The organism is Methylophilus rhizosphaerae (assembly GCF_900100975.1).
Lineage (GTDB): Bacteria > Pseudomonadota > Gammaproteobacteria > Burkholderiales > Methylophilaceae > Methylophilus > Methylophilus rhizosphaerae.
Map to the genome: position 1 here is coordinate 412,511 of NZ_FNFX01000004.1, position 16,392 is coordinate 428,902.

The following is a 16,392-nucleotide window of genomic DNA, read 5'->3' on the forward strand; positions in this document are numbered from 1 at the left end:
GGTTACAGCACGACCTTGACCATGGGGTGCGCGGTCAGGCTGCGATAGATATCATCCAGTTGCGGCTTGGAAGTGACATACACCAGGCAGGTCAGGCTCAGGTATTTGCCATTGCTGCTGCCGCGCATTTCGATCAGGTGCGTATCAAATTCCGGCCAGTGCAACTGGATGGTGCGCATGATTTCCAGGGCGAAGTCGTCATGCGTCTCACCCATCACCTTGATGGGGAAGTTGCAGGGAAATTCAACCAGGGTTTCTTCTGCCCCGGTAATTTTTTCAGAGGGAATCTGGTCTTGTTGGCTCATCATTCACCCGCATGGATAGAGGAAGCTATTGCAAATACAACCGTACCTGGTCAATCATGCGCGCAAAGATGTTGCTGGCGTCTACCGCCTGCATGGTCACCAGTGGCACGCTATGCACGACCTTGCCGCCCAAGCTGAAGTCGACCTTGCCCACCGGTTGCCCGGCCTTGAGGGGTGCTTCCAGGGGTTTGGCAATGCGTATATTGGCTTTCATATTCGCGTATTCGCCTTGTGGCAAAGTCAGGTACACCGGTTTTGCCACGGTTAAATCGACTTCGCTCGACGTGCCTTTCCAGACTTTCTGGCGCGTAATGGCTTTGGCCGCCGGATAAATCAGTTTGGATTCATAGAACTGGAAGCCGAAGTTCAGCAGTTTCTGGCTTTCGGCTGCGCGTACATTATCTGAAGTGGTGCCAAGGACGACAGAAATCAAGCGGAAGTCACTACGTTTGGCGGAAGCCACCAGGCAGTAACCGGCAGATTCGGTGTGGCCGGTTTTCATGCCATCTACGGTTGGATCCAGAAACAGCAGGCGATTGCGGTTAGGCTGCGTGATTTTGTTATAAGTGTAAGATTTTTGTGAGTATAAACGTGCGTAGTCTTCCGGATAGTCGCGGATCAGCGCATTGGCCAGCAGCGACAGGTCGCGTGCCGTTGTGGTGTGGGCCGGGTCGGGCAGGCCGGTCGAGTTGACGAAATGGGTGTTTTTCATGCCCAGGGCGATGGCTTTTTTGTTCATCAGCGTCGCAAATAATTCTTCACTGCCGGCAATGCCTTCCGCCAGGGCAATGGAGGCATCATTGCCAGACTGGATAATCAGGCCATGCAGTAACTCGTCCACCGTGACGTTCATGGTGGTGTCAATAAACATTTTGGAGCCTTCGACTTTCCACGCTTTATGGCTGACCGGCAGGGTTTGTGTCAGTGACAGGCGTTTTTGCTGTACCGCTTCAAACACCAGGTAGGCAGTCATGATCTTGGTCAGTGAGGCCGGCTCTACCGGCATGTCAGGGTTGTTGCTCGCCAGCAAGCTGCCGGTATTAGCATCACGCAGTACAAAGGCTTTGGCCGCCAGGGTGGGCGTCGGCACATTGCCAGTGATGGCTTCTGCCGCCACGGTCATCAAAGGAATCGAAAGTAGAAAAGCAATACAAGAGCGCCACATGGTCATTATTCAACGAGAAAAAATTACGGAAGGTAACTGCAATTGGTCACGCATCAGGTTGGCCGCTTTGGTGGCCAATGTGTGATCGGGGTACGGGCCCAGCACGACCTGAAACAGTTTTCCATTATACACTTTGTTGAGCAGGGATTGTGTCTCGGGCGCTGCGGTGAGAATGCGCTGTTGCAGGCGGTCGGCATTCTCCTCCTGGCCAAAGGCACCTACCTGCACATACATGCCATTTCCGGCCAATGTCGTGAGCGGGCTGGCAGCAGGGGTTGCCGGCACCGGTGTTGCCACCGGCTGCGTGTTTTCTGTGCTTGCAACCTGTGGGGTACCACCGGGGAGCGACGGGTCTATCAGTTCGATTTGTACCTGGGCGGAACCGTGCTGGATGATGTCCAGCTGTTTGGCTGCGGCATAGGACAAATCAATGATACGGGGGCGGCCAAAGGGGCCACGGTCATTGATGCGGACGATCAGTGATTTCTTGTTATCCAGGTTGGTGACGCGCACATAACTTGGGATAGGCAGGGTGCGGTGGGCGGCCGTCAGTTTGTACATGTCATAGAGTTCACCACTGGCCGTTTTGCGGCCATGAAATTTTTTGCCATACCAGGAAGCATGGCCGGTCTGGATAAACGGTGTCGTAATGGCTGGCATGGGAGACATTGTCTCCCCGTTCACCACATAAGGTTTGGTGGTCGCTTTGAGGATGGGCTCCACTTTGGGTGTGACGGTGGTTTCCAGCGGTATATTCGGATCTATGCCATCTGTCGGGTTGCCGGTCGTCTCCGGTTTCGGGTCAATATTGATGACGCGTGGCCCGGTTTGTGATGGCGCAGAGGTGACTGGCGGTGTCGATGGTGCTGGCGGTTGTGAAGGTGTGCCCTGGCGCGGCGGCATGCTGCCGTTACAAGCGGCCAGCAGGCTGGTCAGCAGGATGAGTCCTGGCAGGTTCAGTTTAGAAAACATCGTGTCCTCAACAAATAACCGCTTTAATCGGTGGCGACCAGCCGTTTGTGCGATTGCACGCTCATTAACAGGCCCAGGCTCAGGCCCAGCGTTAATAATGAGGTGCCGCCGTAGCTGACCAGGGGTAAGGGAATGCCAACCACGGGCAAAATGCCGCTGACCATGCCCATGTTAACAAAGCAATAGGTAAAGAAGGTGGCGGCAATGCTGCCGGCCAGCAGGCGGGAAAATGTATTCTTGGCTTGCGAGGCAATGATGAATGCACGACCGATAATAATGGTGAACAACAGCAATAACAGGCAGCAGCCCACCAGGCCGAACTCTTCGGCAAATACGGCAAAAATAAAATCGGTGGTGCGTTCAGGCACAAAGTCCAGTTGCGACTGGGTGCCGTTCAGCCAGCCCTTGCCGGTCATGCCGCCTGAACCAATGGCAATGGTGGCCTGGATGATGTGGTAACCTGCGCCCAGCGGATCCTGGCTGGGGTCTATCAGGATCTCGACACGGCGGCGCTGGTAGTCGTGCAGCATGGACCACAGGATAGGGAGCGCCGCCCCAAACGCAATGGCACTGCCGAAAATGAACTTCCAGCTGAGTCCTGCCAGGAAAATCACAAAGAAACCAGAAGCGAAAACCAGTGTGGCAGTGCCCAGGTCCGGCTGCTTGGCAATCAATAAGACCGGCACTAGCAGGATCACGCCTGCGACCACGTAATCAGCCGTACGCAGCATGGTTTCACGTTTGGAAAAATACCATGCCAGCATGATGGGCACTGCCAGTTTCATCAGTTCCGACGGCTGGATTTTAGTGACCCCCAGGTTCAGCCAGCGCCGGGCGCCATGGCTGATATCCCCTATCAGGGCCACGGCCAGCAGTAAGGTTAATCCAAACAAATATACCGGCAATGCGATGCGTTCTATGAACAGGGGCTGGGTATTGGCGACCAGTAGCATGACGCTCATCATGACGATGATGTTGATAGCCTGGGCATTGACTTTGGTCAGGACCTGGCCGGAAGCGCTGTAAAGCACCATCAGTGCAACTACCAGCACCATCAGCACGGTGGCGAGCAGGATGGAGTCTATGTGACGGATAAAGCGGCCTATCCATTGCCTAATCATGGGGTTCCTCTTCTTCTGGCGCATTGGCGACAGCCGGTTCGGTGACGGATGCTGCTGCCGGGTCTACAGGTACTTTACCCAATAAATAATAATCCATGACCTTGCGCGCAATCGGCCCGGCGGTAGAGCCGCCATGGCTGCCGTTTTCCACAATCACGGCTACCGCAATTTTAGGGTCATCTGCCGGGGCATAGGAGATAAACCAGGCATGGTCGCGATGCCGTTCGGCAATCAGTTTTTCATTATATTTCTCGTTCTGCTTGATACCGACCACCTGCGCTGTCCCGGTCTTGGCTGCAATAAGGTAACCGGCATTGGCACCAATGGCAGCGGCGGTCCCGCCTGGCTGTGTCACATCCATCATGCCCAGTTTCACGGTTTCCAGGTTGCTCGGGTTCAGGTTCACCTGGTCGGCAATGGCATGCGGTAACAATTTCACTTCATTGGTTTTGGCGCTGACAATCGCATTCACCAGGTGAGGGCGGATCGCTTTACCGCTATTGGCGAGCGTTGCCGTGGCATAGGCCAGCTGCATGGGTGTGACCAGCGTGTAACCCTGGCCGATACCGACAATCACGGTTTCGCCCATATACCAGGGCTGCTTGTAACGCTTCTGTTTCCAGGCGGGCGTCGGCAGCAGGCCGGATAACTCGCCCTGGATATCAATATTGGTTTTTTCACCGAAGCCAAAGTGGCGGACAAAATCGGTCAACCGGTCTATGCCCAGTTCCATGGCCAGGCCGTAAAAAAATGTGTCACAGGAAACGGTAATCGCTTTGCGCATATCGACTGCACCATGACCGGAAGGTTTCCAGTCGCGATAGCGGTGGCGGCTATTGGGCAGGGTGAAGTAGCCGGGATCGTTAATTGTGAATGGCGGTAGTCGCTTGCCTGATTCCAGGCCTGCCAGGGCCACAAACGGTTTGAATGTGGAACCGGGCGGGTATATCCCTTTGAGCGAGCGGTTAATCAGGGGTTTATCCGGTGAATTGTTCAGCAGGTTCCAGTTGTCGTAATCAATACCGTCGACAAACAGGTTGGCATCAAAGGACGGCATGCTGACCATGGCCAGGACTTCACCAGTCTTTGGCTGGATAGCGACCAGCGCGCCGCGCCTGCCGGCGAATTCGTGCTCGGCGATTTCCTGCATCTTGGCATCTACCGACAGCACAATATTATTGCCTGAAGTGGGTGAGGCGCTGGAAAGCACGCGTACCGCACGGCCATCGGCATCAATCTCCACCTGCTGGAAACCGGTGATGCCATGCAACTCTGTTTCATAGGCTTGCTCGACTCCGGCTTTGCCAATATGCTCGGTGCCCTTGTAATTGGAAAGCTGGTTATTTTCCTTCAGTTGCTTGAGGTCATTCTCGTTAATGCGGCTGATGTAGCCGATGGCATGCGTACCCAACGTGCCGTAAGGGTAATGCCGGAACAGGCGGGATTTGAGTTCCACGCCGGGAAAACGGAAGCGGTTCACCGCAAATTTGGCGGCTTCGTATTCGTTGAGGTGGGTGCGGATGGGGATGCTCTCAAACGTATGGCTCTGGCTGCGCAGCTTTTTAAAGCGCTTCATGTCCGTGGCTGAAATTTCAACCAGTTTGCCAAGGTCTTCAATGGTGTCCTGCAAGTCATCCGTCTTGGAGGGGGTGATTTCCAGCGTGTACACAAAGAAATTATGTGCCAGGATAATGCCGTTACGGTCTGAAATCAGGCCACGGTTAGGCGTGATGGGGACAATGGAGATACGGTTGTTTTCTGCCAGTGTCTGGTAGTAGTCGTAACGATATACCTGCAGGAAATAAAAACGGCCCACCAGTGCTGAAAAGGCGGCAAGCACCATAAGCACCAGGAAGACCAGGCGGACCCGGAACTTGTGCTGTTCGTTTTGATGGTTTTTGAGTTCGGTGCTGTACCCCATGTGTTTACAGCTTTTTCGGGCGGCTCAGTGCGCCAAACCAGACAATCATGATTTGCCACAGGATCAGGTCGGAGATGATGGGCAAGCCGTAAGTCCAGTCTGGCAACTCGCTACCGGCAAACAGCTTGAGTAACAGGATCAGCACGCGCTGGGCTGCAAACAGGAAAATAACATACAAATATAGTTGCCATGCATTAAACAATACCAGGCGGCGCTGGTAAATCAGGCCGAGGAAGGCGGTGATCGAAAATGACAATGCATGTTGTCCCAGCAGGCTACCTGTTGCCAGGTCGACCAGTAACCCTGCAAACCAGACCCAGCCGATATTGCAGTGATAGGGCGCCTGCAGCAGCCAGTAAACGGCAATCACCAGCAAGAAGTCGGGGCGCAGAATCAGGCCGGTGTTGGACCACGGGTAGAGCTGGATGACCAGGCCTGCCAGCAGGGTAAAAAAGAAGGTGCTGAACTTGACCGGCTTCATGGGCGCTCCGCGGCTGTTGGTCGTTGCGCATTGTCCGGGGCGGCTGCCGGCTGTGCGGCAGCTTGGTTCTCCGGCGATGATTCAGGCGTGGTCGTGTCCAGGCTGGGCAATTCGCTCACCGGATGTGGGTCTACTGCTGCATTGTTTTGTTGCAGGATATCCACCACAGACTGGTCCAGGTGCTGCGCATTGTTGCGCGGCAGCATCAGCTTGTTATTCGTGACAGGGCTGGACGGGGGGGATGTCGGTACCTTCAGGATCAGGACATGTTTATGGTTGTTAACGCCGGCAATGGGGCGGCTGATGATTTTGGCAAAGGGCGAGTCCTGATTCTGTCTGATCTGGGTCACGACGGCCACGGCTAAACCGGCAGGATACACGCCATCAATGCCGGAAGTGACCAGCTTGTCGCCGACTTTGATATCTACGCTGGTGGGCAGGTAGGGGATATCCAGCGTGTTGCGCTGGCCTTCGCCAAACGCAATCGCACGTAACTGGTTGCGCTCAATCTGGATGGGAATCGACAGCTTCTTGTCGGTGATCAGGGTGACTTCGCTGGTAAACGGATAGACGCGGGTGATTTGCCCGACCACGCCTTGTTCATCGACCACCGCTTGTCCCGGTGTCACGCCGTGGCGGCTGCCACGGTTGAGCGTGATAATGTTGCTGAAGGGGTCGCGGCCCATATGCAGCACTTCGCCCAGCGTGGCTTGCGGGATAATCGGCGCATCTCCCGCCAGCAAGGTGCGCAAATGTGCATTTTCGGCATCCACCGTCGCCAGCCGTTGCAGGGCGGCATGGTCTATCAGGGCCTGCTGCTTAAGTTTGAAGTTGTCCTGGATGAGCTGGTTGTGCGAGGTGAAATAAGTATGGATATTGCGGCCCCATTCATTGGGGGCGCTGGCGACCACTTCCAGCGGGTGCAGGGCGGCGCTGAACCACTGGCGGATCTGGCCAAGATATTCAAAGCGCGCATCAATGGCCATCATGACCAGAGACAGCGCACAAAAAAACATCAGGCGTGAGAAGGGTTTGGGTCCCTGGATAAAAAAGGCCGGGGATTCCTGCGGATCAAGCTGTTGGTGTATGCCTTTTAGCATAATCGGGTACGCGCCAGCTTTGCCCCGGGTTATTCGCTAGCAAAAACGTTGCCCAGCTTGTCCATTTCTTCCAGGGCACGACCACAGCCACGCGCCACGCAGGTGAGCGGATCTTCAGCCACAATCACTGGCAGGCCGGTTTCTTCGACCAGCAGGCGGTCCAGGTCACGCAGTAATGCACCGCCACCGGTCAGCACCATGCCTTTTTCGGCAATATCGGCGCCCAGTTCTGGCGGAGTTTGTTCCAGGGCAGACTTCACCGCACCCACAATGGAGTTCAGTGGTTCGGTCAGGGCTTCCAGGATTTCGTTGCTGGAAATGGTGAATTTACGTGGCAGGCCTTCTGCCAGGTTACGGCCGGTGACTTCCATTTCCAGCACTTCGGAGCCGGGGAAGGCAGAACCGATTTTTTTCTTGATGGCTTCAGCGGTGGGCTCGGAAATCTGCATGCCGTAGTTGCGGCGGATGTAGTCGATAATGGCCTGGTCAAACTTGTCGCCACCCACGCGCTCGGATTTGGCATAGACGATGCCACCCAGTGAAATCACACCCACCTCGGTGGTGCCGCCACCGATATCCACCACCATGGAACCCGTCGCTTCGGCCACCGGCATATCGGCACCAATCGCAGCGGCCATTGGTTCTTCAATCAGGAATACCTGTTTGGCACCCGCGCGTTCGGCAGATTCCTTAATCGCGCGGCGTTCCACCTGGGTGGAGCCGACCGGCACACAGATAATGATGCGTGGGCTAGGGGAAAACCAGCGGGACTCATGTACTTTGCGGATAAAAAACTTGAGCATCTGCTCGGTGATGGTGAAGTCGGCAATCACACCATCTTTCATCGGGCGGATGGCCTGGATGTTGGCCGGAGCCCGGCCAAGCATGCTTTTCGCATCCGAACCGACCGCCAGCAACACCTTTTTGCCGTTGGGGCCGCCTTCGGTACGAATCGCCACCACCGACGGTTCATCCAGTACGACACCTTTGCCGCGTACGTAAATCAGCGTGTTGGCCGTGCCAAGGTCAATGGCGAGATCATTGGAGAAGTAGCTGTTGAGTGAACCGAACATGTTTTATCCTGTGAAGTTTCCGACTTTAGAACTGCCCGCTGGGTGCGGCATAAAATCAAGGTATAATAGCGCAAATTGCACATGAAATTAAGATGTGCTTTCAAAATCTTACAGACAACTAACCAGACATGGCACTGAATCTAGATGATATCAAGCGCATCGCTCACTTGGCCCGTATTCAGGTGAGTGACAGCGAGGCGCAGGAAACCCTGACCAAACTCTCCGGCATCCTTGGTTTGATCGAACAAATGCAGGCAGTGGATACCACTGGCATTACCCCGATGTCACATTCGCAAGATGTGACGCAGCGCCTGCGTGAAGACGTGGTCACCAAAACCAATCAGCGCGAGCTGTTTCAATCGATTGCACCGGCCACGCAGGATGGCTTGTACCTGGTGCCCAAAGTCATTGAATAACCGCGCTTCCTACGCGACTTTACGCGTTTTTAACTAAGATACCGTAGCTATGATTAACAGCAGTCTCAAACAGCTGGGCCAGCAGTTGGCCGGCAAGCAAGTTTCCAGTGTCGAGCTGACGCAAGCCTATTTGCAGCGCATGGCGCAGCTTAACCCGACCATCAATGCCTATGTCACCATAGACGAAGACAAAACCCTGGCGCAGGCCAAAGCGGCGGATGCGCGCATTGCAGCAGGCGATTTCGGCCCATTGACGGGTATTCCGCTGGCACAAAAAGACATTTTCTGTGCCAAGGGCTGGCGCACGACCTGCAGCTCCAAAATGCTGGAAAATTTTATTTCCCCGTATGACGCGCATGTTATCAGCCAGTTCGATGCGGCCGGTGCCGTTAACCTGGGCAAAACCAATATGGACGAGTTCGCCATGGGCTCCTCCAACGAAACCAGTTATTTCGGTGGCGTGAAAAACCCGTGGGACTTTGACCGTGTACCGGGGGGTAGCTCAGGTGGTTCAGCCGCAGCGGTGGCAGCACGCCTGTGCGCGGCGGCAACGGGTACCGATACTGGCGGCTCCATTCGCCAGCCTGCTTCGCTGTGTGGCTTTACCGGCCTGAAACCCACCTATGGCCTGGTATCGCGTTACGGCATGATCGCGTTTGCATCGTCACTGGACCAGGCAGGCCCGATGGCCAAATCAGCCGAAGACTGTGCCCTGATGCTGAATGTCATGGCCGGTTTTGACGAGCGTGATTCCACCAGCGTCAATCGTGAAAAAGAAGATTACACACGTGGCCTGGCTGCGATGCAAGGCGAACAGCCACTCAAAGGCTTGCGTATCGGCCTACCAAAAGAATACTTTGCCGAAGGCCTGAATGCTGAGGTTGCCAAAGTGATTGAAACCGCGATTGCCGAATACAAAAAACTGGGCGCGGAAATCGTTGACATCAGCCTGCCTAACAACAACCTGTCGATTCCGGTGTATTACGTGCTGGCACCAGCCGAGGCTTCCAGCAACCTGTCACGTTATGATGGGGTACGCTACGGCCACCGGGCTGCGGAATACAACGACTTGCTCGACATGTACATGAAATCGCGCGCCGAAGGCTTTGGTGCCGAAGTGAAGCGTCGCATCCTGATTGGGACCTATGTGTTAAGCGCGGGTTATTACGATGCTTATTACCTCAAGGCACAGCAAATCCGCCGCCTGATTGCACAGGATTTTGTCGAAGCGTTCAAACACTGTGACGTGATCATGGGCCCGGCTGCCCCTTCTACCGCCTTCAAGGCTGGCGAGAAGACCAGCGACCCGGTTGCCATGTACCTGGAAGATTTGTACACCATTGCGGTGAATCTGGCTGGCTTACCGGGCATGAGTATTCCTGCCGGTTTTGCACAAAGCAGTGACGGCAAAGCGTTGCCTGTCGGCCTGCAACTAATCGGTAATTATTTTGATGAGGCGCGCATGCTGGAGATCGGCCACGCCTACCAGCAAGTGACAGATTGGCATACCAGAATGCCTGAAGGAATCGCATAATGCAGTGGGAAGTCGTGATCGGGTTGGAAACCCACGTACAACTACAAACCAGGTCCAAGCAATTCAGTGGCGCTTCGACTACTTATGGCGCAGAACCTAACACGCAGGCTTGTGAAGTCAGCATTGCCTTGCCAGGGGTGCTGCCAGTACTGAATAAAAAAGCCGTCGAGTGTGCCATCAAGTTCGGCCTGGCGATTGATGCCGAAATGGCGCCACGCAGTGTGTTTTCGCGCAAGAATTACTTTTATCCTGACCTGCCCAAAGGCTACCAGATCAGCCAGTTTGAGTTGCCGGTGGTCGGTAAGGGAAAAATGACGATTCAAGTGCCCGCCGGCAAAAATACAGAGGCCTACGAAAAAGTCATTAACATCACGCGCGCCCATCTGGAAGAAGATGCAGGCAAATCCGTACACGGTGCCGTAGAGGGCATGTCCGGCATTGATTTGAACCGTGCCGGCACGCCATTGCTGGAAATCGTGACCGAGCCGGATATGCGCAGTGCGGCGGAAGCGGTGGCTTACGCCAAAAAACTGCACGAACTGGTGCAATGGATAGGTATCTGTGACGGCAATATGCAGGAAGGTTCTTTCCGCTGTGACGTCAACGTATCGGTGCGTCCTAAAGGTACCGAGAAATTCGGTACCCGCCGGGAAATCAAGAACCTGAACTCGTTCAAGTTTATGCAGCAGGCGATTGAGTACGAAACCCAGTGGCAAATCGAAACCCTGGAAGATGGCGGCACCATCCAGCAGGCAACCGTGCTGTTCAATCCTGACACGGGTGAAACCCGCGCCATGCGTACCAAGGAAGAGGCCAACGATTACCGTTATTTCCCCGACCCTGACTTGTTGCCACTGGAGGTGACCGAGGCAGACAAGGCACGCGTCAAGGCAGACATGCCGGAACTGCCACAGGCATTGCAGGCACGCTTTATCAGTGAGTACCAACTCTCCAGCTATGATGCCAGCACCTTGACCGCTTCTCGTGCGCAAGCGGATTATTTTGTGGCGGTGGTGAATGCCGGTGCCGAGCCCAAGCAGGCCGCTAACTGGGTAATGGGCGCGCTGTCAGCCAAGCTGAACGCGGAAGAAAAAGCCATCGCCGACAGCCCGGTGTCTGCGGCGCAACTGTCAGCCTTGCTCAAGCGCATTGCGGATAACACCATTTCCAACAACGCGGCCAAACAGGTATTTGAAGGTTTATGGGCGGGTGAAGGCGAAGTGGATGCCATTATCGAAGCCAAAGGGCTGAAGCAGGTATCCGATACCGGTGCGATTGAAGCGATTATCAATGAGGTGCTGGCGGCCAACCAGGCCATGGTGGAAGAGTTCCGCGCAGGCAAGGAAAAAGCATTTAATGCGCTGGTGGGCCAATGCATGAAAGCCTCCAAAGGCAAGGCTAACCCGGCGCAGGTGAATGAATTACTGAAAAAAGCCCTGGGCTAGCCGGTGTTCACTCTTGCCAGCATGTCTGGCAAGAAAATGCATAGGTAAACATGGCGTGAAGAAGTGTTATTCTTCACGCCATGTTTCGTTAATGACGATCAAATCCGGTAAACAGGCTAACAGTGCTTCGACCACGACCGGATCGAAATGGCGGTTGCTTTGAGACTTGATTTCTTCAATCGCTTTTTCGAGGGGCCAGGCTTCTTTATACGGGCGTTTGCTCAGCAGGGCATCAAATACATCCGCCACCGCGACAATGCGCGCTTCGATCGGGATTTCCTCGCCTTTGAGGCCGAAAGGGTAGCCGGTGCCATCCCACTTCTCATGGTGATACATGGCGACGGAGTGGGCCAGCCTGATCAGCGGCGAGCTGGAGTTATCCAGGATATTGGCACCAAGCTGCGGGTGCGTGCGCATGATCGCCAGCTCTTCATCATCCAGTTTGCCTGGTTTGAGCAACACCCGGTCAGGGATGCCGATTTTACCGATGTCATGCATGGGCGCGGCCTGTAGCAACTGTTCGGCAAAGCCTGCGCTCATGCCCATTTGCAACGCCAGCCTGGCCGATACCTGGCTCATGCGAATCACATGCATACCGGTTTCATTGTCTTTAAACTCTGCCGCGCGGCCCAGGCGGCGGATTAATTCCACATGGGTGTTCTTTAACTCGTCAATATGCACCAGTGACAGGTGGGTTCTGACGCGGGCACGCACAATGGCTGGGGAAATGGGTTTGTTAATATAATCCACACCACCGGCATTAAAGCCTTCGGTTTCATCTGCTTCGTCGGTCAGCGCGGTGACAAAAATCACTGGAATAGTGTGCGTGTCGGGGTCAGTTTTTAGTTGACGGCACACTTCAAAACCGGTCATGCCGGGCATCATCACATCCAGCAGGATCAATCCCGGCCGTTCTTTTTTCACCAGTTCCAGCGCATCCGGGCCATTTTTGGCAAAGCTCAACCGGTAATCCTCCTGCAGTACCTGCTTGAGGACTTTCAGGTTGACCGGCTCATCATCGACAATCAGGATTTTGGCTGGCTGGGAGAGGTAGTCCGTCATAAAATCATCCTCTGTGCGGCATGTTTCAACAGGTTGTCTAGACCAACCACTGCCTGGTCAAAATTAAAATCACTGAGTGATTGTGCGATATCGTTCAATGCCTGCTGCCAGTCTGCGGGGGCCTGCTGCATGAGTTTGTTGGTCAAGGAGTCGTCCAGCTCGGCCATTGCAGCCAGCGTGCGCAGCGCTTGCAGCCAGCTGACTAACTGTGTGGTATCCGCCAGCAATGCCGGCTCCGGAGGGACTGCTGCCGGTTGGGGGTGTGCGGCAGCCAGTGACTGAAGAGTGTGCTGTAATGCGCCTGCGCTGGATTGCAACCGCTCGACAAGTTCGAAACCTTCTTGCCAGGTGTCTGTAGTCAGGTGTTCCAGCGCATCATAGATCGACTGGATACCAGGCAGTGCAAGATTGCCGCTGACGCCTTTATTGGCATGGGCCGTCATTTTGAGGGTGGCGTGGTCATTGTGCCGTAATGCTATTTCCAGTGCTGCGCTATGCCGTGGTATTTCAAGCAGATACAGGTTGACCTCATGCAGGTAAGTCTGCTGGTCACCCCACAACAGGCTGCCTTTATTCAGGTCTATGGGCTTGGTCGATAGTGCCTGGCTGGAATGGCTTTCTGCCCGGGGGCTGCCGGATACGTTCAGTACGCGTTCCATTTCTGTCAGCAATAAAGGCATTTCAATCGGTTTGGAGGCAAAGCCGTCCATGCCGGCCCGTTTGGCTGCCAGTCTATCCTGTTGCAGCACGCTGGCCGTCAGGGCAATAATCGGGGTTCTGGTCCGGCCAGCGGTACGCTCCATTTCCCGGATACGCACGCTGGCGGTGAGGCCGTCGACGACAGGCATTTGCACATCCATCAGGATCATGTCAAAGGATTGTGCCTGCCAGGCCTCGATTGCTTCCTGGCCATTGGCGGTCAGCATGATGGTATGGCCCAGCTTTTCCAGCATCATCGACAGCAGTTTACGGTTTTGATCAATATCATCAGCAATCAGGATATTCAGTGGCGGCAAACTCTGCTGGCTGGTGCCGGATTCTCCGGCGTTGTGGCGGGTGCTGCCCGGTTTCAGCGGCAAGGTGACGCTGAAACAGCTGCCTTTTCCCACGATGCTGGTGACGGTCATCTGGCCATGCATGAGTTCTACCAGCTGCTTGCTGATGGTGGTGCCCAGGCCGGTACCGCCAAAACGGCGGCTCATGGAAGCGTCTGCCTGGGTGAACGGTTCAAAGATGCTTTCCAGCCGGTCTGCGGCAATGCCAATGCCAGTGTCCATGATGTCAAACTGTATGGTGTCTTGCCCGGCAGGGGATACTTTGAGTTCGACATAGCCGGTTTCGGTAAACTTCACGGCGTTGCCCAGCAGGTTGGTCAGCACCTGGCGGATACGATGCTCGGCCCCCTGGAAATAACCGGCGACTTGTGGATCCAGCGATAATTTGAGTTCCAGGTTTTTTTGGCGTGCCTGTAGCCACAAGGACGAAATCACGCTGTCTACCAGTTCACGCATGGAAAAGTCCAGCATCTCCAGCTCCAGCATGCCTTTCTCCAGCTTGGCGCTGTCGAGAATATCATTGAGCAGGTATAGCAGCGACCTGGCAGACTGGCTGATGGTGGACAGGTAATGATGCTGTTCCGGCTGCATGGGCGTATCCAGCAGTAACTCTGTAAACCCCATGATCGAGTTCATGGGGGTGCGGATTTCATGGCTCATATTGGCCAGGAAAGTGCTTTTGGCGCTGGCGGCCTGTTCGGCCTTTTCTTTGGCCAGCAGTATTTCCTGTTCCATTTGCTTGCGCTCGCTGATGTCCACCATGAACATCACGACTTTGACCACTTGGCCATCGACATCACGCACCGGGCTGTAGGAGGCATTGACCCATATTTGTGCGCCATGTTTACTGTAGCGCAGGAACTCTCCCTGGATGGATTCGCCTCGGCCCAGCGCCAGCCACTTTTGTCGGTGATGTTCGTTCAAGTTACCCTCATCCCGACAGAAGATGGCGTGGTTTTTCCCCTGCACTTCCGGCAGCGTGTAACCTAACAGCGACAAGAAGTTCTGGTTGGCCGTAATGACCATGCCCTCAATGGTAAATTCTGCCATGCTGGTGGAGTAATTGATAGCGTTGACGATGCCTTCGTAAGCCGCATTTCTTTGCTTCGATTCGGTAATGTCCAGCAATACGCCATCCATGGCGCAAGGCGCACCATGCTTATCCAGCACCGGCGAAGCCGTGGCGGCAATCCATTTTTCATGGCCGCTTCTATCCGTGATCCTGAATTCGACGGCAAAATTGCTCAGCTTGCCAATGGCTTCCGCAGCAATGGGGCGTACGCGTGCAAGATCTTCCGGATGTATCAGTGGCGAGAAGCGCATACGTCCGCTTAAAAAGTCATCTGCCTGCCAGCCCGTCATTTGCAGGACGGCATCGCTAATCAGTTGTAAATTCCAGTCGCCTTCCAGGCTGCAACGGAAAGTCACGCCCGGAATATTGCTCATCATGGCCTGGATTTGCTGGTCTTTCTGGCGCACGGCTTCTTCAATCGCTTTGCGCTGGGTTAAATCGGTAATAAAGCCGACATACAGTGTTTCATTAGGCAGCCTGGCTTCACCTGTGGCCAGGCGGATAGGGAAAATGGTGCCATCCTTCTTGAGCGCGTCCAGGTCCCGGCCTTTGCCCATGATGTTTGCCTGGCCGGTTGCCTGGTAATGCTTCAGGTAATGCAGGTGGCTGGAACGATCCGGTTCCGGCATGAGCAGGGAGATATTCTGGCCCACCAGTTCTGCTTTGGTCCAGCCAAACAGTTTCTCGACCGCTTCATTGCAGGCAACTATTTTCCCGGTGGTGTTAATGGTCACAATGCCGTCCACTGCCGTATTCAGGATGGTAGACAGGCGCGTTTCGCTGGTTTTAATGGCAGCCAGCATCTGGCGATAGCGAATCAACGCGTTAATGGCGGTGGCAATGATACCGATCAGTATGGTGACCAGGGTGATGACTAAAGCTAATGTCATCGACTGGTTGTCATCCGGATTAAACCCAGGTTGCGTCTGGCCCAGGAAGCGGGCAGAGGCCATGCCGGTATAGTGCATGGCCGTAATGGCGCTGCCCATCAGCAGGCCGCCCAGCAGCATGCTAACTTTGGGAGGAATTGCGCCTTTCCGGTTCAGGAAAATACCGGTCCACAGCGATAATGTGGACAGTCCAACGGCCACCACTACGGAAATCAGCACCCAGCCTAAGTCAAACTTGAGGATGGGTACCATTTGCATGGCCAGCATCCCGGTGTAATGCATGGCTCCGATCCCGGCGCCCACGGCAAGCCCGCCTTGCAGTAGTTTGCGGTAATCCAGCTGGTTTTCGGCCATCAGGTTTAATGCATAATAGGATGCCAGGATACCGGGCATCATTGAGATCATGGTGATTTTAGGGTCGTAAGAGACCTTGGTGCAGATGTCATATGCCAGCATGCCGATAAAATGCATGGCCCAGATACCTGCCCCCAGCGACACAGAGCTGGCCATCAGGGAGAGCTTTTGTGACAGCAGCGACGTCTGGTCGCGGGAGAGGCGTGTCAATTGCATGGCCAGCATGGATGAGCTGATTGCCACCAGCGCAGACAGGGCCACCAGCCACCCATCGTAGCTCCCATAAAGCAGGGCGGTCGGCGTGCCTTCCCGGAAAAAGAAAATACTGTACCAATCCATGGCGGAATGTAGTTTTAGTGTATGAGTTGATAACGGTTCTTCGTACTAATTCTATAGGCCGCTATCGAAAGTAAAGTGAAGAACAGT

Annotated in this window: 13 protein-coding genes; 3 read left to right on the plus strand and 10 right to left on the minus strand. The window is 54.7% G+C overall.

Features of this window, described 5'->3' with window-relative positions; genetic code table 11:
- Positions 1 to 2: 2 nt before the first annotated feature.
- The 8 genes from BLP53_RS11425 to BLP53_RS11460 are packed head-to-tail and all read right to left on the minus strand — an operon-like array spanning position 3 to position 8,138.
- Positions 3 to 305 (minus strand): HP0495 family protein, encoded by a 303-nt coding sequence (locus BLP53_RS11425; RefSeq protein ID WP_091472286.1) that lies wholly within the window; start codon positions 303 to 305, stop codon positions 3 to 5.
- Between the two features lie 25 nt (positions 306 to 330).
- A complete protein-coding gene (locus BLP53_RS11430; RefSeq protein WP_483819046.1) occupies positions 331 to 1,470 on the minus strand; it encodes a D-alanyl-D-alanine carboxypeptidase family protein in 1,140 nt (379 codons plus the stop codon).
- Between the two features lie 9 nt (positions 1,471 to 1,479).
- A complete protein-coding gene (locus tag BLP53_RS11435) occupies positions 1,480 to 2,442 on the minus strand; it encodes a septal ring lytic transglycosylase RlpA family protein (protein ID WP_091472288.1) in 963 nt (320 codons plus the stop codon).
- Between the two features lie 23 nt (positions 2,443 to 2,465).
- Positions 2,466 to 3,563, minus strand: coding sequence for a rod shape-determining protein RodA (gene rodA, locus BLP53_RS11440; RefSeq protein ID WP_091472289.1), 1,098 nt, complete (start codon positions 3,561 to 3,563; stop codon positions 2,466 to 2,468).
- Positions 3,556 to 5,484, minus strand: coding sequence for a penicillin-binding protein 2 (gene mrdA, locus BLP53_RS11445; RefSeq protein ID WP_091472290.1), 1,929 nt, complete (start codon positions 5,482 to 5,484; stop codon positions 3,556 to 3,558). Before mrdA ends, rodA begins: the two co-directional genes overlap by 8 nt.
- A 4-nt stretch (positions 5,485 to 5,488) precedes the next feature.
- Entirely contained in the window at positions 5,489 to 5,965 is a 477-nt protein-coding gene (gene mreD / locus BLP53_RS11450) for a rod shape-determining protein MreD (protein ID WP_091472291.1), read from the minus strand.
- A complete protein-coding gene (gene mreC / locus BLP53_RS11455; protein ID WP_091472292.1) occupies positions 5,962 to 7,065 on the minus strand; it encodes a rod shape-determining protein MreC in 1,104 nt (367 codons plus the stop codon). The genes mreD and mreC overlap by 4 nt, the downstream gene beginning before the upstream one ends.
- A gap of 29 nt (positions 7,066 to 7,094) precedes the next feature.
- Positions 7,095 to 8,138 carry a rod shape-determining protein gene (locus BLP53_RS11460; RefSeq protein ID WP_091472293.1) on the minus strand — a complete coding sequence of 348 codons (1,044 nt, stop codon included), beginning with the start codon at positions 8,136 to 8,138 and terminating at the stop codon, positions 7,095 to 7,097.
- Between the two features lie 128 nt (positions 8,139 to 8,266).
- On the opposite strand from BLP53_RS11460, the gene gatC reads away from it, so the two are divergent.
- From gatC to gatB, 3 genes are read left to right on the plus strand one after another with little or no spacing between them, the layout of a single operon-like run.
- A complete protein-coding gene (gatC, locus tag BLP53_RS11465; RefSeq protein ID WP_091472294.1) occupies positions 8,267 to 8,554 on the plus strand; it encodes an Asp-tRNA(Asn)/Glu-tRNA(Gln) amidotransferase subunit GatC in 288 nt (95 codons plus the stop codon).
- Between the two features lie 49 nt (positions 8,555 to 8,603).
- The gene (gatA, locus tag BLP53_RS11470; RefSeq protein ID WP_091472295.1) at positions 8,604 to 10,088 is read left to right on the plus strand and encodes an Asp-tRNA(Asn)/Glu-tRNA(Gln) amidotransferase subunit GatA; all 1,485 of its coding nucleotides are present in this window, start codon (positions 8,604 to 8,606) and stop codon (positions 10,086 to 10,088) included.
- Positions 10,088 to 11,533, plus strand: a complete 1,446-nt coding sequence (gene gatB, locus BLP53_RS11475; RefSeq protein ID WP_091472296.1) for an Asp-tRNA(Asn)/Glu-tRNA(Gln) amidotransferase subunit GatB — start codon at positions 10,088 to 10,090, stop codon at positions 11,531 to 11,533. The genes gatA and gatB overlap by 1 nt, the downstream gene beginning before the upstream one ends.
- Positions 11,534 to 11,599: 66 nt before the next feature.
- Here gatB and BLP53_RS11480 read toward each other — a convergent pair whose 3' ends face one another.
- Positions 11,600 to 12,595, minus strand: coding sequence for a response regulator (locus BLP53_RS11480; protein ID WP_091472297.1), 996 nt, complete (start codon positions 12,593 to 12,595; stop codon positions 11,600 to 11,602).
- The gene (locus BLP53_RS11485) at positions 12,592 to 16,305 is read right to left on the minus strand and encodes a PAS domain S-box protein (RefSeq protein WP_091472298.1); all 3,714 of its coding nucleotides are present in this window, start codon (positions 16,303 to 16,305) and stop codon (positions 12,592 to 12,594) included. The genes BLP53_RS11480 and BLP53_RS11485 overlap by 4 nt, the downstream gene beginning before the upstream one ends.
- Positions 16,306 to 16,392 lie beyond the last annotated feature (87 nt).